This is a genomic window from Sedimenticola sp., assembly GCF_050289425.1.
Lineage (GTDB): Bacteria > Pseudomonadota > Gammaproteobacteria > Chromatiales > Chromatiaceae > Sedimenticola.
Window position 1 is genome coordinate 92333 of record NZ_JBNKFS010000001.1, and the last position, 25660, is coordinate 117992.

The following is a 25660-nucleotide window of genomic DNA, read 5'->3' on the forward strand; positions in this document are numbered from 1 at the left end:
TACTTTATCGGCTACCGTTGCAGGTGTGCGAAACGGGGTCAATTTATACCAGTGGCCCAGAAGAAGTGTCAAGCAAACAAGTCCCAAAAGCCTAATTTAATGCGGTTTCCAGAGGAATATCTGCCTCAATCATCAATAATAAAAAAGCAAGTGCTGAGACAATTTATTCACTAGACCGGACAACTCATTGTTTAGTCACAGAATAGAACAATCCAGTCTGCTACAACAGAGCAGTGCAGGAAGAAACCGATTAGTTTGATCCTGCACCATCTCTTTTGCATTTGTGATTAATCGCGCCTCGAATAATCAATGGCGAGTCAGGCCACCGCCCTTCTTTACGGCCTTTTTCGCCGTACGTGGCTTACTCTTTGCTACCTCTGCGATGTCGCTCTGTTCCTGCAATGGCGTAGGCATATGCACTAACGCTATTTCCAAAGCCTGCTCAATCCAACGTACCGGCTTTATATCGAGATGCTGTTTGATATTCTTCGGTATCTCTACCAAATCACGTTCATTCTCTTCCGGTATGATCACCGTCTTAATGCCGCCTCTGTGAGCAGCCAGGAGCTTCTCTTTAAGGCCACCGATAGGTAGCACCTCACCCCTGAGTGTTATCTCACCAGTCATCGCGACATCGGCTCTGACCGGTATCTGTGTCAATGCAGACACCAGACAGGTGCACATGCTGATACCGGCACTGGGCCCATCCTTCGGGGTTGCACCTTCAGGCACATGCACATGCACATCGAGTTTTTGATAGAAATCGCTTTCAATGCCCAATGCTGTGGCACGACTTCTGACCACTGTCATGGCCGCCTGGATCGACTCCTGCATCACATCGCCCAATTGGCCGGTGTGAGTCAAGCGCCCTTTGCCGGGCACTAGAGCCGTCTCAATCTTTAACAGCTCACCTCCCACCTCTGTCCAGGCCAAGCCGGTCACCTGCCCAACCTGATCATAATCTTCGACTTCGCCATATCTGAAACGCTTAACACCCAGATACTTATCGAGACTTGCCGGCGTAACAACCACCTTCTTGCCCGACTTGGTTAACAGGATGTCCTTGACCACTTTGCGACAGATTTTGGAGATTTCACGTTCCAGATTTCGCACACCGGCCTCACGACTGTAATAGCGGATGATGTCGCGGATTACCGCTTCCCTAAATACAATCTCGCTGGCCTTCAATCCATTGTTTTCGATCTGTTTTGGTACCAGATACCGCATGGCGATATTGACCTTCTCATCCTCGGTGTAGCCGGACAGCCTGATGACCTCCATACGATCCAGCAAGGCGGCGGGTACATTCAGCGTGTTGGCGGTCGCCACAAACATCACTTCGGAGAGATCAAAGTCCACCTCCAAGTAATGATCGGCAAAGGTGTGGTTCTGTTCCGGGTCCAGCACTTCAAGCAAAGCGGAAGCCGGATCACCGCGAAAATCCATCGCCATCTTGTCGATTTCATCCAACAGGAACAGTGGATTGCGTGTGCCGATCTTTGACAGATTCTGAATTATCTTTCCTGGCAGCGCACCAATATAGGTGCGCCGATGACCGCGGATTTCCGCTTCATCACGCACGCCACCCAGCGCCATTCGAATAAATTTACGATTGGTGGCTCGCGCAATGGATTGTCCGACCGAAGTTTTACCCACGCCAGGTGGTCCCACCAGGCAGAGAATCGGCCCCTTCAATTTTCGCACTCGTTGCTGTACGGCCAGATATTCGATAATGCGTTCCTTCACTTTTTCCAAACCGTAATGATCCTTTTCCAGCACATCCTCAGCCGCCTTCAGATCATTTCTTATCTTGCTGCGTTTTTTCCAGGGAACATTGACCAAGGTATCGATGTAGTTACGCACTACAGAAGCTTCGGCCGACATGGGCGACATCAACTTAAGTTTATTCAGTTCTGCCTGCGCTTTGCTCTTCGCCTCTTTCGGCATCCCGGCTGATTCGATGCGATTTTCCAGGTCCTCAATTTCGTTGGGCGCCTCATCCATTTCACCCAACTCTTTCTGGATCGCTTTCATCTGCTCATTCAGATAATACTCGCGCTGGTTCTTTTCCATCTGACGTTTGACTCTGCCGCGAATCCGCTTTTCCATCTGCAGCAGATCATTCTCGGCCTCCATCAAACTCATCAGATGTTCCAGACGATCACCGATATTGGCCATCTCCAGAACATTTTGTTTCTCATCCAGTTTCAACGACATGTGGGCGGCCATGGTATCCGCCAAGCGACTGGGTGACTCGATACTGGAGAGCGATGTTAGCACTTCAGGGGGAATCTTTTTATTCAGCTTTACGTACTGGTCAAACAGCGCAACAGCTGAGCGCATCAACACTTCCAACTCCCGTTCATCATCCGGGGAAATGTCATCTATGCGAGAGAACTCCGCCGAAAAATAACCCTCGGAGTCGGAGATACCCCGTAACGAGGAGCGCGAACCACCCTCTACCAATACCTTTACGGTACCATCCGGCAGTTTTAACAATTGCAGGATATTCGCCAAAGTGCCGACTCCGTGCATATCCGCCACCGCAGGCTCATCGGTCTCTGCACTCTTCTGCGCTACCAGGATAATCTGCTTGTCTTCCCGCATAGCCGCGTCCAGCGCTTTGATTGACTTTTCACGGCCAACGAAAAGCGGAATGACCATATGTGGATAGACCACCACATCCCGTAATGGCAGCACCGGAATTTTTGTGGAGGAAGAGGCTATCCGCGTAGTATTCGTATCATCTTGACCCATTGAGGGTACTCCTTCTGTTGCGGCCTATTGGTTAGTCGATGACACGACTGAATCACGCGTCAAACGGTGGTCTCATCCAATAGTGCGAAATTGGTGGCGGCACATCAAGATTCTGCCGTTAATGGATGGTGGGGGTTTATGGAGAATATTTCAAGGCGATAAGCAATGGTCTTTACAAGGGAATAGGGCTTCATCTCCAGAAGGAAGCAATAATATTGTCAATAGCATGGAAATAACAGGACCCCACCGAAAAAGGCGGCTAGCGGAAATGGCGCCTGTGCAGACTTATGCATATCGAATATCCCCCAAATAAAAAACCGCTGACCGATCATCCGGACAGCGGTTCTTGGTAACCAGCCGACAGAACAGACACTACTCTATCAACCGGCGGATCTCAGCAGAGGGTCAATCAGCGGCCACCATCTTCTTTTCCCCACCCTCATAAATGATATAAGGGTCATTCTCGCCAGTGATAACCGACTCATCAACCACCACTTTGGAGACATTTTCCAGCGAAGGCAAGTCGTACATGGTATCCAGCAGCACTTGCTCCATAATGGTTCGCAGGCCACGCGCGCCGGTTTTACGCTCCATGGCTTTACGTGCAATGGCGGACAGGGCATCCGTTCTGAATTCCAGTTCGCAATCTTCCATCTCAAACAGCCTATGATACTGTTTTACCAGGGCATTTTTAGGTTCTGTCAGAATCCGCACCAACGCCTCTTCATCCAACTCCTCCAGCGTGGCCACCACCGGCAAACGACCGACGAACTCGGGAATCAAACCGTACTGGATTAGGTCTTCCGGCTCTACGCTGGTCAGGACTTCACCGACCTTGCGCGAAACGTCCTTACTGTGCACCTCAGCAGAGAAACCAATCCCGCCCTTTTCGGAACGGTTTCGGATAACCTTGTCGAGACCGGCAAAAGCCCCGCCTACCACAAACAGGATATTGGAGGTATCCACCTGCAGGAACTCTTGCTGGGGGTGCTTGCGGCCGCCCTGGGGCGGAACCGAGGCGACCGTACCTTCGATCAGCTTCAACAGCGCCTGCTGCACACCCTCACCGGACACATCACGGGTAATGGAAGGATTGTCGGATTTGCGCGAAATTTTATCGATTTCGTCGATATAGACAATGCCCGTCTGGGCCTTCTCCACATCGTAGTCGCACTTCTGCAGCAGTTTCTGAATGATATTCTCGACATCTTCACCAACATAACCCGCCTCCGTGAGGGTGGTAGCGTCAGCAATGGTGAAGGGAACATTCAGCATCCGCGCAAGTGTCTCCGCCAACAGCGTCTTACCGGAACCCGTTGGACCAATCAGGAGAATATTGCTCTTTGCAATCTCGATATCGTCCTTGTTTTTACTGGTATCCAGCCGCTTATAGTGGTTGTATACAGCAACGGAAAGTACCTTTTTTGCCCGCGCCTGGCCGATCACATACTGATCAAGCAGTGCATTTAATTCGTGCGGTTTCGGCAGTTTACCGGCAGTTTCTACACTGCCTTCCTGCATCTCCTCACGAATGATGTCATTACACAGTTCTACACATTCATCGCAGATGAATACCGATGGACCGGCGATGAGTTTACGCACTTCATGCTGACTCTTCCCGCAGAACGAGCAATAGAGCAATTTGCCGTCATCGCCTCTTGTCTTGTCATCACCCATGAAGCCTTCCTCTCGGTATCTCAGTCAACCCGCTCTCAATCATAAATAATGTATAAGGCTGATCGAACTTCATTACAACCCCCAACACGCCAAAACGTCCGATAAAGCGCGCTGAGAACTGATTAGGAAAAATTATACTTTCCAAACAATTACAACAAGTTATAGCTATTATGCCGTTTCAGCACCATCCGGACGTCGACTCAAGACCTTGTCGATCAATCCGTAAGCGACAGCATCCTCACCACTCATGAAATTATCACGGTCGGTATCCTTGGAGATAGTTTCCAACGACTGACCGGTGTGGGTAGACATAATGTGGTTTAACTTATCACGTATAAGCAGCATCTCTTTGGCATGGATCTCTATATCCGTTGCCTGACCCTGGAAGCCGCCCAAGGGCTGATGAATCATCATCCTTGAGTTGGGCAGACAATAGCGTTTACCCTTCTCACCACCCGCCAGCAGCAGCGCTCCCATACTGGCCGCCTGACCGATGCACATGGTACTGATGTGGGGTTTGACAAATTGCATGGTGTCGTAGATAGCCAGACCGGCGCTCACGGAACCACCGGGAGAATTGATATAGATGTGGATATCTTTATCCGGATTCTCCGATTCCAGAAACAACAACTGCGCCACAATCAGGTTGGCCATGTTGTCCTCTACCTGACCGACGAGGAAAATGACGCGCTCCTTGAGCAGTCGCGAGTAGATATCGTAAGAACGCTCGCCCCGGGAGGTCTGCTCGACCACCATCGGGATCAGTCCCAGATTTGTTGTATCCAATCCACCCATATTGCGTATATCGGTCATGCTGAATTGATCCTTTAACCTGTCCTTATTCGTCAGCAGCTTCGGCTTCCGGTGCTTTGGGGTTCATCACCTCATCAAAGCCCTGAGTGGTATCCTCGACCTTGACTTGATCGAGCACCCAATCCACCACCTGATCTTCTAGAACTAAGTTCTGAATACCAGAGAGCTGCTCCTTGTTGTTGTAATAGTAATCGATAACCTGCTGGGGATCTTCGTACGATTGGGCAAACTGCTCAATCTTCTGGCGTACGCGATCTTCATCCAACTCTATATTATTACTACTTAAAACCTCGGCAATAATGAGTCCAAGGGTAACACGTTTCTTCGCCTGGTCTTCAAACAACTCAATCGGCAAATTGATGTTGTTGCCCTGGCCGCCCTGGGCCAGATTGGCCTTGGTCTGCTGCAACAGCACCTGCGCTTCTCGCTGCACCATAGCCTTCGGAACTTCCAACGCATTTACCTGCAGCAGGGCATCCATCGCCTGCTCCTTAACAAGACCGCGAATCTTGTCATCCAGTTCACGCGTCATATTGGCACGAATCTCTTTATAGAAACCGTCCACACCCTCTTCGGTAATGCCAAACGCCTTGATAAAATCTTCATTCACCTCTGGCAGTACCGCTTCAGAAACCTTGGTAACCTCAACCTCGAAAGTGGCGGGTTTACCGGCCAGCTTTTCGGCATGATAGGTTTCCGGGAAGGTCAGTTCCAAAGTACGGGCTTCTCCGGCCTTGGCGCCGACCAATCCCTCTTCGAATCCTTCAATCATTCCGTTAGATCCCAACTCCAGCGGAACACCTTCGGCCGAGCCCCCTTCAAAGGCCTCGCCATCAATAAATCCCTTGAAGTTGATTGTGATTTGATCCCCTTCCTGGGCCTCGCGCTCCACTTCATTCCAGGTAATCCGCTGCTTACGCAGTTTCTCAACCATCTCTTCCAGATCCGCATCGGTCACTTCCACCACCGGACGCTTCACCGTTACATCACTCAGGGGATTCAGCGTCACCTCAGGCATAACCTCAAACACCGCCACATAGGCCATGCCATCATCGGTGCCTTTCTCAACAGGCTCGATTGACGGCTCACCAGCGGGATTTAGTTTCTCCTGCATCAGCGCTTCAAAGTAGCTGGATTGCACCAGATCACCGAACACTTCCTGTTTGGCATCGTTAGAGAAACGTTTGCGTACTACCGACAGAGGCACCTTACCCGGGCGAAAACCATCCAATCTGACGGTCCGTGCAATCTCTTTCAGCCGCTTCTCCACTGCCGCATTTACCTTTTCGGCAGGGAGTTCAACTGTCATACGACGCTCAAGCCCTTCACTCGATTCAATCGAAACTTGCATGAAAAACCTCTTCTGGCAGGTTCTACTGCCATTCCTCTGTCTTTAGTTAAAAGAGGTTACCGCGTAGGCGATAACCATAAAGTGAACCCCGGTCAGGGGGGTAAACGAACCGATCAGCAACCGAATGCAGCCTTGATTTGTGCCCCGGCATACCCACCGCCCTGCAGAATACAGACGCTAACCCCATGTAAATCAAGTGTTTTAGATAACTTACAACGGGATAGAACCGCACGCTACCGCTTGCAAATAAGCCGGCTATTGTACCTAAAAACAACCTATATTAAAGCGTATTTTAACTTGGGGGCGTCAGAAGCGAAGAGAAATCGGGAACCAACCTCCAGGAATACCAGACGTGTAACCCAAACATGGAGGAAGCCAACAAGAATAAAAAGCCATCCATGCGAAACAGCTTGCCGTTCAACGGGCTCGAACAGGAAAGATGGTGCCGTCCGGGAGACTTGAACTCCCACACCTTGCGGTACCAGAACCTAAATCTGGCGTGTCTACCAATTCCACCAGGACGGCATAATGCGCTGATTATAGAGAGCCCCATTGGGGAGGGTCAATCAATCAGCCCGAGTGAGTCATGTTAGCGATCACCACAACCAGGAACTCACCCAACCCCTAACACGACGGCGAACGAAGCAGGGCATTATACCGATCGCCCCGTCCATGTCTAATCCCATTCAAACTAAACTGATCGCACGCCTGCTCCCTAGTTTGTTAGGGCATATCACGGCTGTCGATACCGCGCTCAAGCTCTCCACTCTTTCTCAACTCGCGTTTAAGGATCTTTCCTGCCGCGTTCTTTGGCAGAACGGGACGCAAAACCACCTTTCTCGGCACCTCATGCCTTCCCAGGTTATCCCGACAAAAACTTTTAATGTCCCCGACAGAGGCCGTCTCTCCCTCTTTTAGCACCACATAGGCAACAGGAATTTCACCGTGCAACTCACTCGGTTCCCCCACAACCGCCACCTCCAGTACCGCCGGGTGAGTATAGAGCAGCTCCTCCACCATACGTGGGTAGACATTCATACCGTTCACGATAATCATGTCCTTCTTGCGATCGACGATATAGACATAACCGTCCGCATCGATGTAACCCAGATCACCTGTTCTGACCCAGGCACCGAAAAAACTCTCCGCCGTGGCCTCGGGTAGATTCCAATACCCCTTCATTACGTTGGGTCCCTTGACACAGATCTCGCCAATCGCATCGATTCCCAACGGCGAACCCGCTTCATTAAAAATCGCCATCGCCACGTCCGGCACCGGCAAGCCGACAGAGGCGGACTTTCTTACCCCGTCTATCGGATTAACACAGGTAACGGGGGAACACTCTGTCGGACCATCCCCTTCACATACCGGCACGCCGAAACGCTCTTCAAACTGACGCATGATCGCCTCCGGCATGGCCGCCCCACCGGAAACACAATAGCGTATGCTTGCCCATCGGCCAACCTGCTCATCCGGCAGACGCAACAGCACGTTGTACATACTGGGCACCCCGAGGAATACCGTCGCCCCTACCGACTCGATCACTTCAGACACGACAACCGGATCAAATTTGGCTACCGGCGCCAAACTCAGACCATGCATCAGTGGCGTCAGCGTCCCGACAGTGGCAGCGAACGAATGAAACATGGGCAAAACCACTAACAGTCGGTCTTGTCCGGGACGCAACTGCAGCGCCGTCTTGACGCTAAAGCTGTTGGACACCAGGTTGCGATGGGTCAGCATGGCCCCCTTAGGGTGGCCAGTGGTGCCTGAGGTGTAAAGAATCGCCGCCAGATCCTCCGTCGCATCAAAATCCGGCCGGGGGACAGGCGCCTGACTTTGGCAAAGCGTTTCGAATTGCCAATCATCGGCGCCAGATGTTTCACCTCCGATACAGACAGCAAAGCGTAATCCCGGCAATTCATCGCGGAATGCCCCGACACCGGCCGCCATCACCTGATGATAAAACAGGCCACTGACGCCGGCATCGTTAAGGACATAGAGAATCTCGCGCGGACTCAGCAGCAGATTGACCGGAACCACCACCGCACCCGCCTTCACGATACCGGCATAAGCGATGGCAAACTCGGCGGAATTGATACAGTAAAGGGCGATCCGATCACCCTTGACGACACCCTGTTCGGCCAGTGCCGCGGCGATACCATCGGATTGCCGGTCGACCTCGGTAAAGGTCACCTGATTTTCGGTAAATAGAATGGCCGGTTGATCGCCAAAACGCTTGGCGGTGGAACGCATCATCTCCGGGATCGAGGGTGTCGCTACTGTCATATCCAGTTTTCCTGCTGCTAAGAGATAGCGCAGGATAAAACCTGACCATGTTTGATGCAATGGAACCTATTCTCCGGCTTCGTCCCTGAAGCCCGGATCAAGCGGGAAATCAGATTACTTTGGAGAAGTTTTTCTGCTGCGCACCGGCTGACAAATAGCGATCGAAAGCCATACAGATATTCCTAATCAGCAGACGGCCCCGTGGCAGCACCCGAATACCCTGCTTATCCATCGCTATCAGCCCGTCCGCAACCATACCCGGGAGACGCTCCAGTTCCGTGGCAAAATAGTCGTGAAAATGTATACCCCACGCCTGCTCAACGGCGTTGAAATCCAATACGAAATTACAAATCAGACGGGTAATCACATCACGCCGGATCAAGTCGTCACCTGACAATTCGATACCGCGGAATACCGCCAATTTACCGGCATCGATACAACCGTAATACTGGTCGAGGCCGCGCTCGTTCTGGCTGTAGGTGTTACCGACCATACCGATTGATGTCACACCCATCGCCACCAGATCACAATCCGAGTGGGTAGAGTAACCCTGGAAATTCCGATACAAGGTTCCTTCGCGCTGAGCCACGGCCAACTCATCATCCGGGCGGGCAAAGTGATCCATACCAATATAGATATAACCCGCACGGGTGAGATGCTCGATCGCCATCTGCAGGATATCCAGCTTCACCTGGGGAGCCGGGAGATCTTGCTCATTGATGCGCCGCTGCGGTTTGAACAGCTCCGGCAGATGGGCATAGTTGAAGACAGAAAGGCGGTCCGGCCCCACCTCGATTACCCGGTCCAGTGTCTTGGCAAAACTCTCGACCGTCTGAAACGGCAATCCATAGATCAGGTCGATACTGACCGAACGGAAACCATTGTCACGGGCCGCCTCCAGCACCGCCATGGTCTCCGCTTCAGATTGAATACGGTTTACCGCCTTCTGTACCCGGTCATCCAGGTCCTGTACACCCAAGCTCAGGCGATTGAAGCCCACTTCGCGGAGTGTGCGAATGGTCTCTGCCGTCGCTTCACGCGGATCAATCTCAATCGAATATTCACCGGTATCATCATCGGCCAGGGTGAAGTGCTCACCGGTCACCCGCATCAGATCTTGCATCTCCTGGTGACTGATAAAGGTGGGTGTACCACCTCCCCAGTGCAACTGTTCAACTACCCGGCTCTTGTCGAAGATCGCGCCCTGCATGGCGATCTCTTTATGTACCCGATCCAAATAAGTCGCCGCCATGCTGCGATCTTTGGTAGCAATCTTGTTGCAGGCGCAGTAGAAACAGATGGTGTCGCAGAACGGAATATGAAAATAGAGCGACAACGGCCCACCCTGTTCATTGGTGGCGGCAGCCGCCAGCCGGTATTCCGCCTCGCCGAACCCGTCGTGGAACTGGGGCGCGGTGGGATAAGAGGTATACCTTGGTCCGGCATAGTCGTACTTGTTGATCAGGTCCAGATCAAATACCAGTGATTGATCCATGATTAATCCTCACTTACATCGAGTCCCCGGCGATGGGTCTCGTTGATCTGTTGCAAAAGAATATGGAAGGGAATCTCATCTCCATGACGATTCGCCACCTCGATAAACGGCAGATCTTCCCGTCCAAAAGCGTAGGTGCCGTTGCACATCGCGTCATAGAGCTCGTTGATGCCGCGCTCCAGCGGCTCCAGATATGCGGGAAATGTGGTCATCTCTTCCATCTCGTAAAGTAGACACTCTTTCAAATCGCCTACTTCAAATTTGGCCTGCTTGACCCACTCCGCATACTCTTGCGCAGTGCGTGCACGTTGTATCGCCATGTTATTGCCTATCCTTCATCAAATACGTCTTGATATTCGTTCAACTGCTCGGCGGTGAGCAGAAATACCCCGTGTCCGCCACGCTCGAACTCCAACCAGAGAAAGGGAACCTCGGAAAATCGCTCCACCAGCGCATACTCGCTATTGCCCACTTCGACCACCAGGATACCCTCGGGTTCGAGATAATCGGCAGCCTCCCGCAGGATACGGCAGACAATATCCAGCCCTTCCTCACCGGCCTCCAGACCCAATGCCGGCTCCTGATGATACTCATCCGGGAGGGTCGCCATCTCTTCCTGACTGACATAGGGCGGATTGCTGACAATAATGTCGTAGTGGCGCCCACGCAGCCCGTCAAACAGATCGGACCGGATCGCTTCTACCCGGTCTTCCAGATTGTGGCGCTCGATATTGATGGCTGCCACCTCCAGCGCCTGCGCTGAAATATCCACCGCATCCACATCCGCCTCCTCAAAGGCGTAGGCGCAGCCAATAGCTATACAACCGCTGCCGGTGCAGAGATCCAGCACCCGACTCACCGTCTCTGATTGGATCCAAGGCTCGAAACGCGCCTCAATCAGCTCGGCAATCGGCGAGCGGGGCACCAGCACTTGGTCATTGATGTAAAAATCAAGGCCGGCAAAAGTCGCCTCATGCGTCAGGTAGGCGGCGGGTACGCGCCGGATGATGCGTTCCTGAAATAGCGCGTATACCCGTTCTTTCTCATCCGGAGTCAGATTGGCATCGAGGTAGGCAGGCGGTATCTCCTGCGGCAGATAGAGCGCATGCAGCGTCAGCCTGATCGCCTCATCAAAAGGATTATCCGTCCCATGACCGAAATAGAGACCCGCCTCAATAAATCGACTGGCCCCCCAACGAATAAAATCCCTCAGGGTATTCAGATTCTCAATCGTATCAGCCATGTTTAGACCACCAGAAGAAGAGCGTGAATGATAGCCTATTTGGTTTCCCGCGGGAAACGATCGCAACTGTTCGGTGAGTTGACCAAGACACAGCCTGCCCCTTTGCGGATGAGGCCGAAAAGGGTGGTCAGCAAGTGACATTATCCGGTTTGACGGCGACAATAGCGGTCAAGTGGCACTTCAATTTATGTTTACATGGCTGTCTTCGCTCCGTTACTGAACCGATCCCCGACACCTAAAGCGAAGAATCAATTTGCCGCTAAACATTCAAACCCCGCAATAGGGATGGTTTTTATTGTCAACCGAGTATTCAGAGCACGTGTCTATTCCAGTCTCACAACTCAGCCGCCTGATCCCATTGTGTGGGCTACCTGAAATCGTTCTCGGTTATATCGGCCAACAAGCCTGGACTGAAAACCTTGAGCCGGGTGAAGATCTTTACGCAGACGCGGCTACACAAGACACCGGTTACCTGTTGAAAGGTCGCGTATCACTCCAACTTACAGACGGCACCCATCGAGTGGTGGAAGCGGGAACAACTCCTGCGAACAGCCCGCTGGTGGCACCCGGTCCATTCGGGGCCAGTGGGGCCACCTGTGACGGCAAAGTGAAACTGCTACGACTTCCCCGTGAACTGATCGATAGTATCTATGCCTGTTGGTGGACGAGCCGACAACAGACAGGTTCCGGCATTGAACTGAAAGAGGATGACTTAGAAGACACCCTCTACATGACCTTCTATCAACAAATTCAGGCGGGCGGATACGAATTGCCTAGCATGCCGGAGATCGCTGTTAAAATAGGTCGCGCCGTCGATAATCCCAACAGTAGCAGTGACGACTTGGCGCGCATCATCTCTGCCGATCCGCCACTGGCGGCACGTCTGGTACGCACCGCAAACAGCCCGGCATTTGGCGGTGAAAAGAAGATCATTCACTGCCGCGATGCGGTTACCCGCCTGGGTTATGCCAATACCCGGAACCTGGTCACCAGCTTTGTCCTGAAGAATCTGTTCACAACCGATTCCCCTTTGATCCAGCAGCGGATGAAGCATCTCTGGCGTCACAGCCGGCGCGTTGCCGCCATTGCTTACATCCTCGCCCGGCTTTCACCCGGGCTGGTTCCCGATCAGGCAATGTTAGCCGGCTTGATCCATGACATCGGGGCTATTCCTCTCCTGATTGCCGCTGCCGATTATCCGCAACTGTTGGACGATACCCAAAAGTTGGATAGCGTAGTGGATGCCCTCAAACCCGAGCTGGGAGCCCTTATCCTGCGCAATTGGAATTTTCCGCAAAGTGCCATCGATACCGTTTTGCATTGTGATCAGTGGTTCCGGCAGACCGACCAACCCGCCACTTACAGCGACCTGGTAATCGTGGCACAACTGTTCTCCCATATCGGCACCCAATCGATGCAGCAAGTGCCTTCACCTGACCTGACACCGGCATTTCATAAAATTGCCCAAGGCAAGCTCAATCCGATGAGTTCTATCTCAATCATCAACGAAGCAGAGAAAGAGATTAGCGCAATAGAGGAGCTGCTCGAAGGCGGCTAAACAACCATTAAACCTGGATACCCCAGCCAAATCTCTGCTATAAGCTGTGTAGATAGCCGGAAGAAGTCATAACAAACCGCCATGAAACTGCTCAAAATGCTTAAAACCCAGATCGCCGCCGCACTGGTGCTGATCATGCTGCTGTTTGGGTCCATTTTCATGCTAAGCATGTTCGCGCTGAACGAACAACAGAGCTACAACGTTCTGCTGAATATCACATCCCGCCTTGAGCAGACCGCACAGAACCTCGTTTCACTCGGGATGAATTACGCCATGAATATTCCTCAGGACAGCAGCAGCTATGAACGTGACGTAAAGCTCTATTACAGCGCTCTGCACGCCCAGATAGAGATGCTCGATACCATTACCAACAGCTTCATGTTGGCTGAATTCCCTCCCGCACTGACAGATTTTAGCGACAAGTTCCAACCCGATCTGACACCCGACGCAAAACAAGCGGTAGCGACTGTAGAGGAGATTTGGAAGGATTTTCGCGGTGGTATCATCCACGCACTCGGCAATGATAACGGCATGCCTCGTCTGGATGAGGCAGCCGATTATATCGCCCACTATAACGCCCCCCTGATCGCCTCAATCAATATCCTGCTTTCCAAGATACAGAGCCAAACCGACCAGCGGTTGCAACAGGTTTACCAACTCCATATCAGCCTGCTGTTTTCCGCGGTATTGATCACCATCGGGGTATTCGCCTGGTTTTACCTTGCCGTATTGAAGCCCCTGCGTTACGCCGTCAATGGTTTCCAGAAGGTGGCGCAAGGGGATTTTGGTTATCAGGTACCGATTACCAGCGACAATGAACTGGCCCTGATGACAGGTTCATTCAATACCCTCTCAAGGCGACTGCACGCCATCTTTCGATTGATTGACCAATTGCAGCAAGGTTCAGACCTGAATGAAACGCTCGGTTTTGTAGCTCAAGAGTTTTCCAGTCTATTGCCACTGGACTGGGTTGGAGCACTGTTTGTCGCCTGTGACAACAACACCATTGTTCTAGAGGGGAGCTACCGGGACGGACAACCGGAAATCGCCTTGCGCAACCGCTATCCGTTAACAAACACCTTGTTACTCAAGGCGCTGGAGTCAGGCGAGCCGCTGCATATACCCAATATGTCTGCCACCGGTAGTAACAATCCCGACTTCCAGTTCCTCAACCATCTGGTGGATGAAGGAATCCAGGACGCGATTTTTCTCCCTATCACCGATGCCAGTCCGATTCCCGGCATTTTGGCATTTGGTACCCGTAATCCAGACGCCTACACCCCGGAACATCTGGAATTATTGACCAATATTGCCGGCCTGATCACTCACAGTTTCGGAAAAACCGTCAAACTGGCAGAGCATTCCCGACTTGCCGCCATCGGTGGCTTTGCATCAGGAATTGCCCATGAAATACGCAGTCCGCTGTCGACGATCAGCATGGCGCTGGACTATTTTCAGGGTAGCGAACTCCCTGGATCGGCAGTAAAACGGGCGCAACTGGCTCAGAAGGAGGCCGAACGCATGGCGCGGTTGCTGGAAGAGATCCTACTCTATGCCAAACCGCTCCAACTCCGGCTTGAGACCATAAATATCAAACAGCTTCTTAAACAGCTGTTTGAGACACATAATGAGTTAGTACAAGAAAAGCAGTTGCAGTTTGAGTTAACCGCCAATGACACCGATTTAAAAATTCTGGGTGATCAGGACAGACTGATACAGGTTTTCCTGAATCTCGCCAAAAATGCCTGTGATGCAGCGGGAACCGGCGAAACCATATACTGGCATCTAGACCGGGAAGGCGTCGCCCGACTGCTGAAAGTTTCTGTTACCAATCAGGGCGAACCGATTCCGGAAGAACATCTCTCACAGTTATTCAATCCGTTTTTTACCACCAAGGCACACGGGACCGGATTGGGACTTAGCATCGTCAAACGTATTATTGAAGCTCATGGTGGAGAGATCGCCATTACCTCCGACAGGCAACGGGGTACCACGGTAAATCTGCTATTACCGCTGCTATAACCACGCCCTTTCCTTTACGCCGCAGGATTGATCAAGCGCTCACGGCCTTTCTGTACGCTTGATATTTTACGCATATACCCCAAATCCATCCGCGGCCAGTCATCCCTAGACAAAAAAAAGCCGCCCTAACGGGCGGCCTTTGACGCTTTGCACAGCGCTGGAATCTAAATCAGATCATGCGGCAGCGGTATCCGCCTGTGGCATGATGGGCTCTTTGTTCTGTTCCTTTCGGCACCCCTGCTCCTTCAAACCACCACGCTCGACCAACTCAGCCAGCGTGATACTCTGCAAGAATGAAAAAATCTCATTACTGAGATCATCCCACAGATTATGCGTCAGGCAACGTTTACCATCCTGACAGTCACGATTCCCGCCACAGCGGGTAAACTCCACCCACTCATCAACAGCGCAAATGATGTCTGCAATAGATATCTCATCGGCCTCACGACCCAGGTAATAACCACCACCCGGTCCACGTACGCCTTTAACCAGTTGTTTGCTGCGTAACGCTGCAAACAGCTGTTCCAGATAGGAGAGGGAGATACCCTGAGTTTCGGAAATCTCAGCCAGCGTAACGGGCCCGTCACTTCCGTTGAGGGTAAGGTCTAACATTGCAGTTACGGCGTAGCGCCCTTTGGTCGATAGTCTCATAGTTACAGTTCCGCCTGGTGAATAATTACCTACTTCTTTACTTGGTTATAAAACTATCATTTTCCTATGGAAATTGTCAACATTTATTGGATTGACTCCAATCGGATACCGGGCAATCTGCCAACAGCGTCAACTTTTCAGTTGAAATACAGTTAGTTAACAGTACAGATTGCTTTTACAGGCAACGCAAAACAGCCGCCAAAAAATGCATCAATCGAAGAGAACTAGGGGGTTGGCACGGTGGAAAGGCGCCTGGTCAGACGGGTAAAAGACACTTTTGTGTCCGGGCCGGTGTCGCATGACCGGACGAAAAGCAGTGACCTTGCCTGACAGAGAAGGAGAGCCACTTGGAGAGAAACAGACTGATTTTCCATTTTTGTTCAAGGGTCGGGCGAATAAAACCCTTATTTAACGGAAGCACATGCTGTTTAAGGTTTAATACCTCTGCCTGGCGCGAATCATGGTAGATTCTGATCGTGGCATCGGGATCGGGCAACTGTTCCGACTCGTGGTCAAAATAGTAGGTCAGATGTAGCAGGCTGGTGTAGGGAGTCTGCTCCAGAATCTCCAGGTAGAGGTCCATGGCACTATCTAAACGAGACCGATAGCGTCCCTGCATATTCCGTAAATCCGGCGCCAACCGCATCAGATAGTGGTAATTCTCTTCACACAGATCCATCAACCAACCCACCGTCGGTTTGCCTGACAGCAGCTGTTTCAAGCTCCAGGGATAGTCAGGTCTGTGTATGAGATATTTCATCTGCATGATCGGTAGCCGTTTCTCGCTTCAAGATTTCCGTGGACGGCCGGGCCCACGTTTGCCCTTGCGCTTATGCTTGATTTTGGATTGTCTCTGCTTTTCGTCCCACTTCATTAAAAACTGGGCGACGGCAAGGTTCCTCGCCTCTTCCAGCCGCTGCTGTCGCTCAGCATCCCGGAGTGCCTTTTTTCGCTCCGCCTCTATTTCACCGAGGCGGCTATTCACCTCACGCAATGACTGTTTGAGTACCCGTTTTTCGACGGTGAGGGTACTGATCTTCACACGTGCATCACCCAGTTGTTTCCTTCGCCTCAGCCGCTCTTTTTGCAATGATTCCTGTAACTTTTCCAGTCTATTTTTCAACCCCTCAATCGATACAGGTCGTCCACGTCGGGCTTTATTATTACCTGTATCGGCGCTGGCAACTGATACTGAAGCGTCTTCACTACTGGCCCGCTTTGTCCGGACTCTACGCGTTTTTTTCAGATTGCCTGATGTTGTTTTCCTAACTCTTTTTTTCGCTGTTTTTTGAATTGCCATTAATACACCCTGTTCTTCATATTTACAGCAAATTGCACTTCATCATACCAAATGACAAATATCTGAGATTACGCGGACGCCATTCGTTTCACGCAGCATCGCTTTCCAACACTATAGCAAACAGACCCAGAACACCCGCCTGGCGCTTTGATTCACAGACAAAACCACCGAATGTAAAAAAAGAAAGGCCGGCATATAGCCGGCTTTTCGTTATACCTGTAAGCAAAGTCTGATCAGGCGTTCTCTTGCTCAATCTGCTGATGCACCTCTGCCATATCCAGTTCACCGGCCTTCTGCACAAGATCACGGAACCCACCCTCCGGCAAAGCCCCTGCCTGGCTGAAAATAATCACTTTCTCGCGGAATATCATCAGGGTGGGAATGGAGCGAATCTGGAAATGTCCGGCGATCTCCTGCTCCACTTCCGTATTGACCTTGGCAAAAACGATATCAGGATGATCTTCCGAAACCTTTTCATAGGTCGGCGCAAACGAACGGCAAGGACCGCACCAGGGTGCCCAAAAATCGACAATGACAAAGTCATTATTGGTAACGGTCTCTTCAAAGTTATCTTTGGTCAATTCAACAACGGCCACAGGAAAATCCTCATGCGCTAAATATAGAGTTACGAAACACTATATCATTACTTTCTAATGAATACGAATTTTACCCGCTCATAAAAAAAGCCGGGCATACCCGGCTTTTTCGTGAAGTAGGTGAGCCAATCAGCCCAACGCGGCAAAGATACTGTCGCGAATCTGGTCCACGCTGCCGACTCCGGCAATCTTGTGATGTACCGGCGCACCACTCTGTCCGCTTGCGGCCCAACTGGAGTAGAAATCGATCAGCGGCTCGGTCTGGTCATGATAGACCTTAAGACGCGCCTTTACTGTCTCTTCCTGATCGTCATCGCGTTGGATCAGCGGCTCACCGGTAACATCGTCCTTACCCGCTTCCTTGGGCGGATTAAACGTGACGTGATAGGTACGACCGGAAGCAAGATGTACGCGGCGACCGGACATACGCTTGATGATCTCTTCATCCGGGACGTCAATTTCTACCACCGCATCCACCATTACGCCGACATCTCTAAGCGCTTCTGCCTGGGGGATAGTGCGGGGAAAACCATCGAACAGGAAACCGTTCTCGCAGTCGGCTTCGGTAATCCGCTCTTTCACCATACCCATAATGATATCGTCAGAAACCAGCCCCCCCTCATCCATAATCTTCTTGGCCGCCTTGCCCAATTCACTCCCAGCCTTCACATGGGCACGCAACATATCGCCGGTAGAGATTTGGGGGATGTTATACCGTTCCTTGATATAGTTGGCCTGGGTGCCTTTTCCCGCGCCGGGACCTCCTAGCAGAATCACTCGCATTAAAAATACTCCTCGGTTTCTTGATAATCACTTTATTGAATGGCCCGGAGTCTGACACAGGCCATCCCCAATCACCATTCGAGTATGCAAATATATGAATATAAAAGGCTTATGTTGCACTTGCACATAAGAATAACAAACCCTACCAAATGGCCAAATAATGCACAATAAAAAACCCGCGGCGGTATAAACCGTCGCGGATTTTTTATTCAGATAACGGCGCGAGTTAAGCCGACAAACTTAGCATCAGCTTATTGAGCCGGTGCACAAAGGCCGCCGGATCATCCAACTGCCCGCCTTCGGCGAGTGTTGCCTGATCGAACAGGACGCGGGAAAGATCGGCAAAACGGTCTTCATCGGGCTCCTGATCCATCTTCTCGACCAACGGGTGTTTCAGATTCAGCTCCAGGATCGGCTTGGTCTGCGGGGCATCCTGGCCCAGTTGCTTCAGCACCCGCTGCAGGTTGGCGCCCATATCATGTTCATCAGCGACCAGACAGGCCGGAGACTCGGTCAGACGACTGCTGACTCTAACCTCTTTCACATCTTCGCCCAGTACCGTCTTGACCCGCTCCAACAGCCCCTTGTGTTCTTCAGCCTCTTTTTCCATTGCCTCCTTATCTTCCATGTCACCCAGATCCAGTTGACCTTTGGCCACGGACTGTAGCGGTTTGCCCTTGTACTCATTCAGATGGGAAACCAACCACTCGTCGACTCGGTCGGTCAGCAACAGCACCTCCACATCCTTGGTATTAAATACCTCCAGGTGGGGACTGTGGCGGGCGGCGGCATAACTGTCAGCAGTAATGTAGTAAATCTTCTCCTGCTTCTCTTGCATCCGTTCCAGATACTGATCCAGCGAGACGATCTCGTCCTTACCCTCTGATTTGGTGGAGGCAAAGCGCAGCAGTCCGGCAATCTTCTCCTTGTTGGCAAAATCCTCTGCCGGCCCCTCCTTCATGACCCGCCCGAACTCTTTCCAGAATTTCTGGTACTTCTCAACGTCATCCTTGGCCATCTTCTCCAACAGACCCAGTACCCGCTTGGTACTGGCGGTACGGATGCTGTCGATCTTTTTGTCATGCTGCAGCAGTTCACGGGAAACATTCAGCGGCAGGTCATCGGAATCCACCACACCCTTTACAAAGCGCAGATAGTGCGGCATCAGCTTCTCGGCTTCATCCATAATGAAGACCCGGCGTACATAGAGCTTCACCCCATGCTTCTGGTCCCGTTCCCAAAGATCGAAGGGCGCCCGCCCGGGGATATACATCAGCGACGTGTATTCGTTGGTTCCCTCAACCCGGTTGTGAACCTGATCCAGGGGATCTTCAAAATCGTGGGCGATATGTTTATAAAACTCGTTATATTCTTCTTGGCTGATATCCGCCTTGTTGCGCATCCATAAAGCGGTACCCTTGTTGACTTGCTCCCACTCGGGCTCCGGCGCCTTCTCTTCCTCTTCTGTGCCGAAGTGCTCCTTGAGCATCTCGATCGGTATAGAGATATGGTCGGAGAACTTGCTGATAATGCTCCGCAAACGGTAGCCTTCGAGAAATTCATTCTCCTCTTCATTAAGATGCAGGGTGATCGTGGTACCACGACCCGACTTTTCAATCGTCTCAATGCTGTAGGCCCCTTCGCCGGTGGATTCCCAGCGCACGCCGTGCTCCGCTCCCAATCCGGCACGACGGGTCTCCAGGGTCACCCTGTCGGCCACGATAAAGGCGGAATAAAAGCCGACGCCAAACTGGCCGATGAGCTGGCTCTGGCTTGCGGCGTCATCACCCTTGCTGCCCAGCGCCTCAAGGAACTTCTTGGTGCCCGAACTGGCGATGGTGCCGATGGTTTCGGTCACCTCCTGACGGCTCATGCCGATGCCGTTATCTTCAATGGTGACGGTTCTGCGTTCCTTATCGATCGAGATCCGGATTTTCAGATTCGGGTCCTCTTCGTAGAGTGCATCATCCGTCAGTGCCTCGAACCGAAGCTTCTCCGCCGCATCAGACGCATTGGATACCAATTCCCGCAGGAAGATCTCCTTATTACTGTACAGAGAGCGGATTACCAGGTTCAGTACCTGGCTCACTTCTGCCTGAAATTCCAACGTCTCTTTATGCGCATCGACTGTCATGGTGTTGCCGCCTCCGATAATGTTTCAGGTAATTCAACTTGCTCCGTTATCCACACTAACCCCCTAAAAACCACAGGGAAATTAGCCATCGACTGATAGTGAGGGTCAACTGATGAATTTCAACCCCACCGCCAAAGATGCCTGGTCATCCCAGCTAAGGCATTAATTAAATTCCGCAAGCGGAATTCCACATACCCGTCCGACATTTCGATATCGCTACCCCGGACACCCCAATTTGTTTGCAAAATATGACAAAATCCGTACACTTCAGCCCCACCTGAAGCGAGTAGCGTTTTGATACTGTGAATATCCGGAAATCGACCACAGATCGACGCCCTGGCGCCAACCACTGAAGAACGGCACTGTACCCGACAAAACGCCGGTCCAAGATTGCCATGCTTAAGCGTCTGCTTTTCGTCGTTGTGATCGCCTATGGCGCCTATGCGACCTACAACACTCGCTCCGTCGAACATGATCCGGGAGTGCTGGTTACAGACGCCCCCATTCAGCGGGACATTGGCACTGCCGCACCCTTTACCCTCAACGGCTACCGGGTGACACCACTGGCTGAATTCAGTCTTGAGGCCAGAGTACTGGGTACTGAGCGTTATAGCCTGGGTAGAGAGGCGGATCTTTCACCTGTTGATCTGGCACTGGGCTGGGGCCCCATGTCCGATAGCGCCGTGCTTTCCCAGATATCAATCAGTCAGAGTGGCCGCTTCTATCACTGGTCCGCCGCGAGATTGCCGATCCCAATACAGGCTATCTCGCGCCACTCGGCAAATATGCACATGGTGCCGGCAGATTCATCTGTCGAAGCCGAGTTAAGGTCGGTGCGGGAAGGTGACATTATCCACCTGGATGGCTATCTGATCCGTGCCGACGCACCCGATGGCTGGCACTGGGTCAGCTCTTTGACCCGGGATGATACGGGCAACGGGGCTTGCGAACTGGTATGGATCAAGACGATCAACCGGCGCACGACGACGCTCTAAAGATTTTATGTTTGCAGCAATTTACCGAGGAAGATCATGAACAACTATGTCCAATGGCTGAGTGAACTGGGGATGGACGATGTCGAACATGTCGGCGGAAAGAATGCCTCCCTGGGCGAAATGATCCAGAACCTGTCCAATTTGGGCGTACAGGTACCTGGTGGTTTCGCCACCACAGCCTACGCCTATCGGGAATACCTGGCCACCGACGGCCTGGCCGACCGTATTAATGAAGCGTTGGATAAGCTGGATGTAGACAATGTGAAGGCGCTGGCCGAAACCGGCAGCCAGATTCGCCGGTGGATCATGGATACCCCCTTCCAGCCAGCCCTGGATGCAGCCATCGATGAAGCCTACACCGACCTGATCAAAGAGTACGGTAACGAAGTAACCTGGGCCGTACGCTCCTCAGCTACCGCGGAAGACCTGCCTGACGCCTCCTTCGCCGGCCAGCAAGAGACCTTCCTGAATGTCTCCGGGCTGGACAATATCAAGCGCCAGATCCACGAAGTGTTTGCTTCCCTGTTCAACGACCGGGCCATCGCCTACCGGGAACACCAGGGTTTCGAGCACTCCCTGGTCGCTCTCTCTGCCGGTGTTCAGAAGATGATCCGTTCAGATATCGGGGCTTCCGGTGTTATGTTCACCCTCGATACCGAATCCGGTTTCCGGGATGCAGTGTTCATCACGTCCAGCTACGGTTTGGGCGAAATGGTGGTACAGGGCGCGGTCAATCCCGACGAATTTTATGTGCACAAACCCACCCTGGAAGCTGGCCGCCCCGCCGTTATCCGCCGCAACGTGGGCGGGAAGGCGATCAAGATGGTCTACAACCCCGGTGGCAGCAGCCCCGTTAAGATCATTGACGTGGATGAGGCCGACCGCCATCTGTTTTCCATCACCGATGCGGAAGCGGAAGAGTTGGCACGCCAAGCCGTTACCATCGAAAAGCACTATCAGCGTCCCATGGACATCGAGTGGGCACGGGACGGTATCGATGGACGACTCTATATCGTGCAGGCGCGGCCCGAGACCGTACAGAGCCGTAGCGGCAACATCATGGAACGCTATGAACTGAAAGCCAAAGGCCCCGTGCTGGCGGAAGGACGTTCCATCGGTTCCCGTATCGGCGCCGGTACCGCCAAGGTGGTCATGAGTCTGGATGACATGGACCATGTGCAACCGGGAGACGTACTGGTCACCGACATGACCGACCCGGACTGGGAACCGATCATGAAGCGCGCCGCCGCCATCGTCACCAACCGAGGCGGACGCACCTGCCACGCCGCTATTATCGCGCGCGAATTGGGCGTGCCGGCAGTGGTCGGTTGTAATGACGCCACGCAACATATCGAGAACGGACAAGAGGTTACCGTCTCTTGTGCCGAAGGCGATACCGGCTTTATCTATGACGGCAAACTCGATTTCGAGTACAAGACCATCGAACTGGATGCCATGCCGGAGATCCCCACCAAGATCATGATGAATGTGGGTAACCCGGATCGCGCCTTTGATTTCGCTGGCATTCCCAACGCCGGTATCGGTCTGGCACGATTGGAGTTTGTCATCAACAACATGATTGGCATTCACCCCCAGGCGCTGCTTGAGTTTGACGAACTGCCGGAAGAGCTGAAAGCGGAGATCACACCGCGTATCGCCGCCTACAAGAGCCCGACCGATTTCTACGTCAGCAAGATCGTCGAGGGTGTTTCCACCCTGGCCGCCGCCTTTCCCGGCCCGGTGATCGTGCGTATGTCTGACTTCAAGTCCAATGAATACGCCAATCTGATCGGTGGCCCACGCTATGAGCCGGAAGAGGAAAACCCGATGATCGGCTTCCGTGGTGCCTCCCGTTACATCTCCAAGAGCTTCGCCCCCTGTTGGGAGATGGAGTGTAAGGCCCTGAAATACGTGCGCGAGGAGATGGGCTTCAAGAACGTCGAGATCATGATTCCCTTCGTCCGCACCCTGGATGAAGCCAGGGGAGTGGTAGAGGCCCTGGAGGCAAACGGTTTGAAGCGGGGTGAAAATGGTCTACGCCTGATCATGATGTGCGAACTCCCCTCCAATGCAGTTTTGGCCGAGGAATTCCTGGAATATTTTGACGGCTTCTCCATCGGCTCCAACGACATGACCCAGCTCACCCTGGGCTTGGACAGGGACTCCAGCCTGATCGCCCACAGTTTTGACGAGCGGGACCCGGCGGTAATGAAGATGCTCAGTATGGCCATCTCCACCTGTCGCGCCCAGGGCAAATATGTCGGCATCTGTGGTCAGGGCCCCTCCGATCACCCGGACCTCGCCAAATGGCTACTGGAACAGGGTATCAGCAGCGTTTCCCTGAACCCGGACACCGTCATAGACACTTGGCTGTTCATGGCCGGGCAACAAACTTAACCGGATCACCTAAACAGTTTGGAAAAAACCGGGCGCCATAATCGCCCGGTTTTTTTTTGCCTTTCATTTGGCAATCCATAAAATTTTTATGGCTTTGAATCTCCGCCGCAGTGTTTACAATGGGGCGAATTTTTCAACGGGCAGAGACCCGATAGCCGACAAACGGGAGTGTATGCAGTGGAAGAGAAAAATGTTGATGTCGCCATTATCGGCTCCGGCAGTGCCGGACTCTATGCCCTGGGTCGAGTCAAGGCCGCCGGAAAAAGTTTTGTCCTGATCAATGGCGGCGCACAGGGAACCACCTGTGCCCGGGTCGGCTGTATGCCCTCCAAGGCCCTGATTCAGCTGGCCGAAGACTTCCATCGCTGCGGCATACTCGGCCGCTACGGAGTGGAAGGCCACAAATCGCTCACCCTGGATGGCGAAGAGGCCATGGGCCACGTCCAGGACCTGCGCGATACCTTTGTCGACCGGGTCATCAGCAACAGTACGGCCCACATGGGTGATGATGTATTCATCGAAGGCTATGCCCGCTTTCTGGAACCCAATCTGCTGGAAGTCAATGAAACCCGTATTCGCGCGGCCAATATCATCATCGCCACCGGATCGCGCCCCATCGTACCGAAGCCGTGGATGGCGTTCAGCGAACGTATCCTGACCACCGACACCCTATTCGAGCTGGAAGAGCTGCCGGAATCGTTGGCCGTGGTCGGCCTGGGCGTGATTGGGCTGGAGATCGGTCAATCAATGGCCAGGTTAGGCGTCGAGGTGACCGGTTTTGACCAGCTTGAAACCATCGGCGGCCTGGATGACCCGGCGGTGGCCAAAACGGCCATAGAGATAATCGGGCGAGATTTCCCGCTCCACCTCGGACAGACCGCCGAGGTGACCGAAGAGGGAGACAAACTGCGTGTCACAGCGGGCGAACAGAGTGTCCTGGTCGATAAGGTGCTGGCCAGTCTGGGACGTCGCCCCAACCTGGACAATCTGCAGATTGAAAACGCCGGCATTGACCTGGGTGTCCACACCATCCCTACCTATAACACGCAAACCATGCAGATTGGGGACAGCCATGTCTTCCTGGCCGGCGATGTGAACGCCGAACGCCCACTGCTGCACGAGGCCGGCGACGAGGGTCGGATTGCCGGACACAATGCCTGTAGCGACCAAATTCAGGCGTTTCAACGCAAAACCCCGTTGGCCATCAACTTCGTCGATCCGAATATCTGCAATATAGGCAAGCGCTGGTCGGAGTTAGATCTTGAGCAAACCGCTATCGGTGAAGTCAACCTGGCCCCGGTGGGACGGGCCCTGATCATGGGCAAGAACAAAGGGATCATCCGGGTTTATGCCGACAAGACCAGCGGCAAGCTGCTGGGCAGCGAAATGATCTGCACCAAGGGCGAGAACCTGGCCCATCTGCTGGCTTGGTGCATCGAACAGGAGCTGACAGTCGGTGACCTGCTACGCATGCCGTTCTATCACCCGGTCATTGAAGAGGCACTGCAAGCGGCACTCTATGACCTCTACGCCAAGGTCGAGACCAAAAACAGTGGACCGATTGTGGAACTAAAGCCGCTACCGTAACCGCTTGGTGGG

19 protein-coding genes and 1 tRNA gene are annotated in these 25660 nt (G+C 52.7%); 5 read left to right on the forward strand and 15 right to left on the reverse strand.

The annotated features are described in order from the left end of the window. Window positions 1–306: 306 nt before the first annotated feature. From lon to prmB, 9 genes are all read right to left on the reverse strand, one after another. On the reverse strand, window positions 307–2757 hold the full coding sequence (lon, locus tag ACQY5R_RS00480; protein ID WP_428603260.1) for an endopeptidase La: 2451 nt from the start codon (window positions 2755–2757) through the stop codon (window positions 307–309). A 405-nt stretch (window positions 2758–3162) separates the two neighbouring features. Continuing rightward, window positions 3163–4434 carry an ATP-dependent Clp protease ATP-binding subunit ClpX gene (gene clpX / locus ACQY5R_RS00485; protein ID WP_428603262.1) on the reverse strand — a complete coding sequence of 424 codons (1272 nt, stop codon included), beginning with the start codon at window positions 4432–4434 and terminating at the stop codon, window positions 3163–3165. A 168-nt stretch (window positions 4435–4602) separates the two neighbouring features. Next, complete coding sequence (clpP, locus tag ACQY5R_RS00490) at window positions 4603–5247, reverse strand: ATP-dependent Clp endopeptidase proteolytic subunit ClpP (RefSeq protein WP_428603264.1); 645 nt, start codon at window positions 5245–5247, stop codon at window positions 4603–4605. Between the two features lie 25 nt (window positions 5248–5272). Beyond that, window positions 5273–6598, reverse strand: a complete 1326-nt coding sequence (gene tig, locus ACQY5R_RS00495; protein ID WP_428603266.1) for a trigger factor — start codon at window positions 6596–6598, stop codon at window positions 5273–5275. Window positions 6599–7038: 440 nt separating this feature from the next. Then, window positions 7039–7123, reverse strand: a tRNA-Leu gene (locus tag ACQY5R_RS00500). Between the two features lie 198 nt (window positions 7124–7321). Continuing rightward, a complete protein-coding gene (locus tag ACQY5R_RS00505; protein ID WP_428603268.1) occupies window positions 7322–8887 on the reverse strand; it encodes a long-chain-fatty-acid--CoA ligase in 1566 nt (521 codons plus the stop codon). A 109-nt stretch (window positions 8888–8996) separates the two neighbouring features. After that, a complete protein-coding gene (gene hemN / locus ACQY5R_RS00510; protein WP_428603270.1) occupies window positions 8997–10382 on the reverse strand; it encodes an oxygen-independent coproporphyrinogen III oxidase in 1386 nt (461 codons plus the stop codon). A 2-nt stretch (window positions 10383–10384) separates the two neighbouring features. Further along, window positions 10385–10702, reverse strand: coding sequence for a hypothetical protein (locus ACQY5R_RS00515; RefSeq protein ID WP_428603272.1), 318 nt, complete (start codon window positions 10700–10702; stop codon window positions 10385–10387). Window positions 10703–10710: 8 nt separating this feature from the next. After that, a complete protein-coding gene (prmB, locus tag ACQY5R_RS00520; protein ID WP_428603274.1) occupies window positions 10711–11625 on the reverse strand; it encodes a 50S ribosomal protein L3 N(5)-glutamine methyltransferase in 915 nt (304 codons plus the stop codon). Between the two features lie 319 nt (window positions 11626–11944). Here prmB and ACQY5R_RS00525 point away from each other — a divergent pair, with 319 nt between their 5' ends. Beyond that, complete coding sequence (locus ACQY5R_RS00525; protein WP_428603276.1) at window positions 11945–13183, forward strand: HDOD domain-containing protein; 1239 nt, start codon at window positions 11945–11947, stop codon at window positions 13181–13183. Between the two features lie 81 nt (window positions 13184–13264). After that, entirely contained in the window at window positions 13265–15205 is a 1941-nt protein-coding gene (locus ACQY5R_RS00530; protein ID WP_428603278.1) for an ATP-binding protein, read from the forward strand. A gap of 174 nt (window positions 15206–15379) precedes the next feature. Here the strand turns inward: ACQY5R_RS00530 and ACQY5R_RS00535 are convergent, their stop codons facing one another. The 6 genes from ACQY5R_RS00535 to htpG all read right to left on the reverse strand — a co-directional run bounded on the left by ACQY5R_RS00535 (window position 15380) and on the right by htpG (window position 20669). Further along, window positions 15380–15856, reverse strand: coding sequence for an Rrf2 family transcriptional regulator (locus ACQY5R_RS00535; RefSeq protein WP_428603280.1), 477 nt, complete (start codon window positions 15854–15856; stop codon window positions 15380–15382). Between the two features lie 256 nt (window positions 15857–16112). Next, complete coding sequence (locus tag ACQY5R_RS00540) at window positions 16113–16616, reverse strand: DUF1249 domain-containing protein (protein WP_428603282.1); 504 nt, start codon at window positions 16614–16616, stop codon at window positions 16113–16115. Between the two features lie 27 nt (window positions 16617–16643). Then, window positions 16644–16898 (reverse strand): hypothetical protein, encoded by a 255-nt coding sequence (locus ACQY5R_RS00545; RefSeq protein ID WP_428603284.1) that lies wholly within the window; start codon window positions 16896–16898, stop codon window positions 16644–16646. Between the two features lie 491 nt (window positions 16899–17389). After that, on the reverse strand, window positions 17390–17752 hold the full coding sequence (trxA, locus tag ACQY5R_RS00550) for a thioredoxin (RefSeq protein ID WP_428603286.1): 363 nt from the start codon (window positions 17750–17752) through the stop codon (window positions 17390–17392). A 129-nt stretch (window positions 17753–17881) separates the two neighbouring features. Next, window positions 17882–18535: an adenylate kinase gene (gene adk, locus ACQY5R_RS00555; protein WP_428603288.1), complete on the reverse strand. Its 654-nt coding sequence runs from the start codon at window positions 18533–18535 to the stop codon at window positions 17882–17884. Window positions 18536–18761: 226 nt separating this feature from the next. Continuing rightward, window positions 18762–20669 carry a molecular chaperone HtpG gene (gene htpG / locus ACQY5R_RS00560; protein ID WP_428603290.1) on the reverse strand — a complete coding sequence of 636 codons (1908 nt, stop codon included), beginning with the start codon at window positions 20667–20669 and terminating at the stop codon, window positions 18762–18764. 395 nt (window positions 20670–21064) lie between these two features. On the opposite strand from htpG, the gene ACQY5R_RS00565 reads away from it, so the two are divergent. The 3 genes from ACQY5R_RS00565 (at window position 21065) to ACQY5R_RS00575 (ending at window position 25648) form a co-directional block, all read left to right on the forward strand. Further along, window positions 21065–21664, forward strand: coding sequence for a hypothetical protein (locus tag ACQY5R_RS00565; RefSeq protein ID WP_428603292.1), 600 nt, complete (start codon window positions 21065–21067; stop codon window positions 21662–21664). 36 nt (window positions 21665–21700) lie between these two features. After that, on the forward strand, window positions 21701–24061 hold the full coding sequence (gene ppsA / locus ACQY5R_RS00570; RefSeq protein ID WP_428603294.1) for a phosphoenolpyruvate synthase: 2361 nt from the start codon (window positions 21701–21703) through the stop codon (window positions 24059–24061). Window positions 24062–24238: 177 nt separating this feature from the next. Beyond that, window positions 24239–25648, forward strand: coding sequence for a dihydrolipoyl dehydrogenase (locus tag ACQY5R_RS00575; RefSeq protein WP_428603296.1), 1410 nt, complete (start codon window positions 24239–24241; stop codon window positions 25646–25648). Window positions 25649–25660 lie beyond the last annotated feature (12 nt).

Excerpts from the sequence above, each read along its gene's own strand:
- lon (WP_428603260.1), bottom strand. The coding sequence starts at position 2,757 with ATGGGTCAAGATGATACGAATACTACGCGGATAGCCTCTTCCTCCACA.
- clpX (WP_428603262.1), bottom strand. The coding sequence starts at position 4,434 with ATGGGTGATGACAAGACAAGAGGCGATGACGGCAAATTGCTCTATTGC.
- clpP (WP_428603264.1), bottom strand. The coding sequence starts at position 5,247 with ATGACCGATATACGCAATATGGGTGGATTGGATACAACAAATCTGGGA.
- tig (WP_428603266.1), bottom strand. The coding sequence starts at position 6,598 with ATGCAAGTTTCGATTGAATCGAGTGAAGGGCTTGAGCGTCGTATGACA.
- ACQY5R_RS00505 (WP_428603268.1), bottom strand. The coding sequence starts at position 8,887 with ATGACAGTAGCGACACCCTCGATCCCGGAGATGATGCGTTCCACCGCC.
- hemN (WP_428603270.1), bottom strand. The coding sequence starts at position 10,382 with ATGGATCAATCACTGGTATTTGATCTGGACCTGATCAACAAGTACGAC.
- ACQY5R_RS00515 (WP_428603272.1), bottom strand. The coding sequence starts at position 10,702 with ATGGCGATACAACGTGCACGCACTGCGCAAGAGTATGCGGAGTGGGTC.
- prmB (WP_428603274.1), bottom strand. The coding sequence starts at position 11,625 with ATGGCTGATACGATTGAGAATCTGAATACCCTGAGGGATTTTATTCGT.
- ACQY5R_RS00530 (WP_428603278.1), top strand. The coding sequence starts at position 13,265 with ATGAAACTGCTCAAAATGCTTAAAACCCAGATCGCCGCCGCACTGGTG.
- ACQY5R_RS00535 (WP_428603280.1), bottom strand. The coding sequence starts at position 15,856 with ATGAGACTATCGACCAAAGGGCGCTACGCCGTAACTGCAATGTTAGAC.
- ACQY5R_RS00540 (WP_428603282.1), bottom strand. The coding sequence starts at position 16,616 with ATGAAATATCTCATACACAGACCTGACTATCCCTGGAGCTTGAAACAG.
- adk (WP_428603288.1), bottom strand. The coding sequence starts at position 18,535 with ATGCGAGTGATTCTGCTAGGAGGTCCCGGCGCGGGAAAAGGCACCCAG.
- htpG (WP_428603290.1), bottom strand. The coding sequence starts at position 20,669 with ATGACAGTCGATGCGCATAAAGAGACGTTGGAATTTCAGGCAGAAGTG.
- ACQY5R_RS00565 (WP_428603292.1), top strand. The coding sequence starts at position 21,065 with ATGCTTAAGCGTCTGCTTTTCGTCGTTGTGATCGCCTATGGCGCCTAT.
- ppsA (WP_428603294.1), top strand. The coding sequence starts at position 21,701 with ATGAACAACTATGTCCAATGGCTGAGTGAACTGGGGATGGACGATGTC.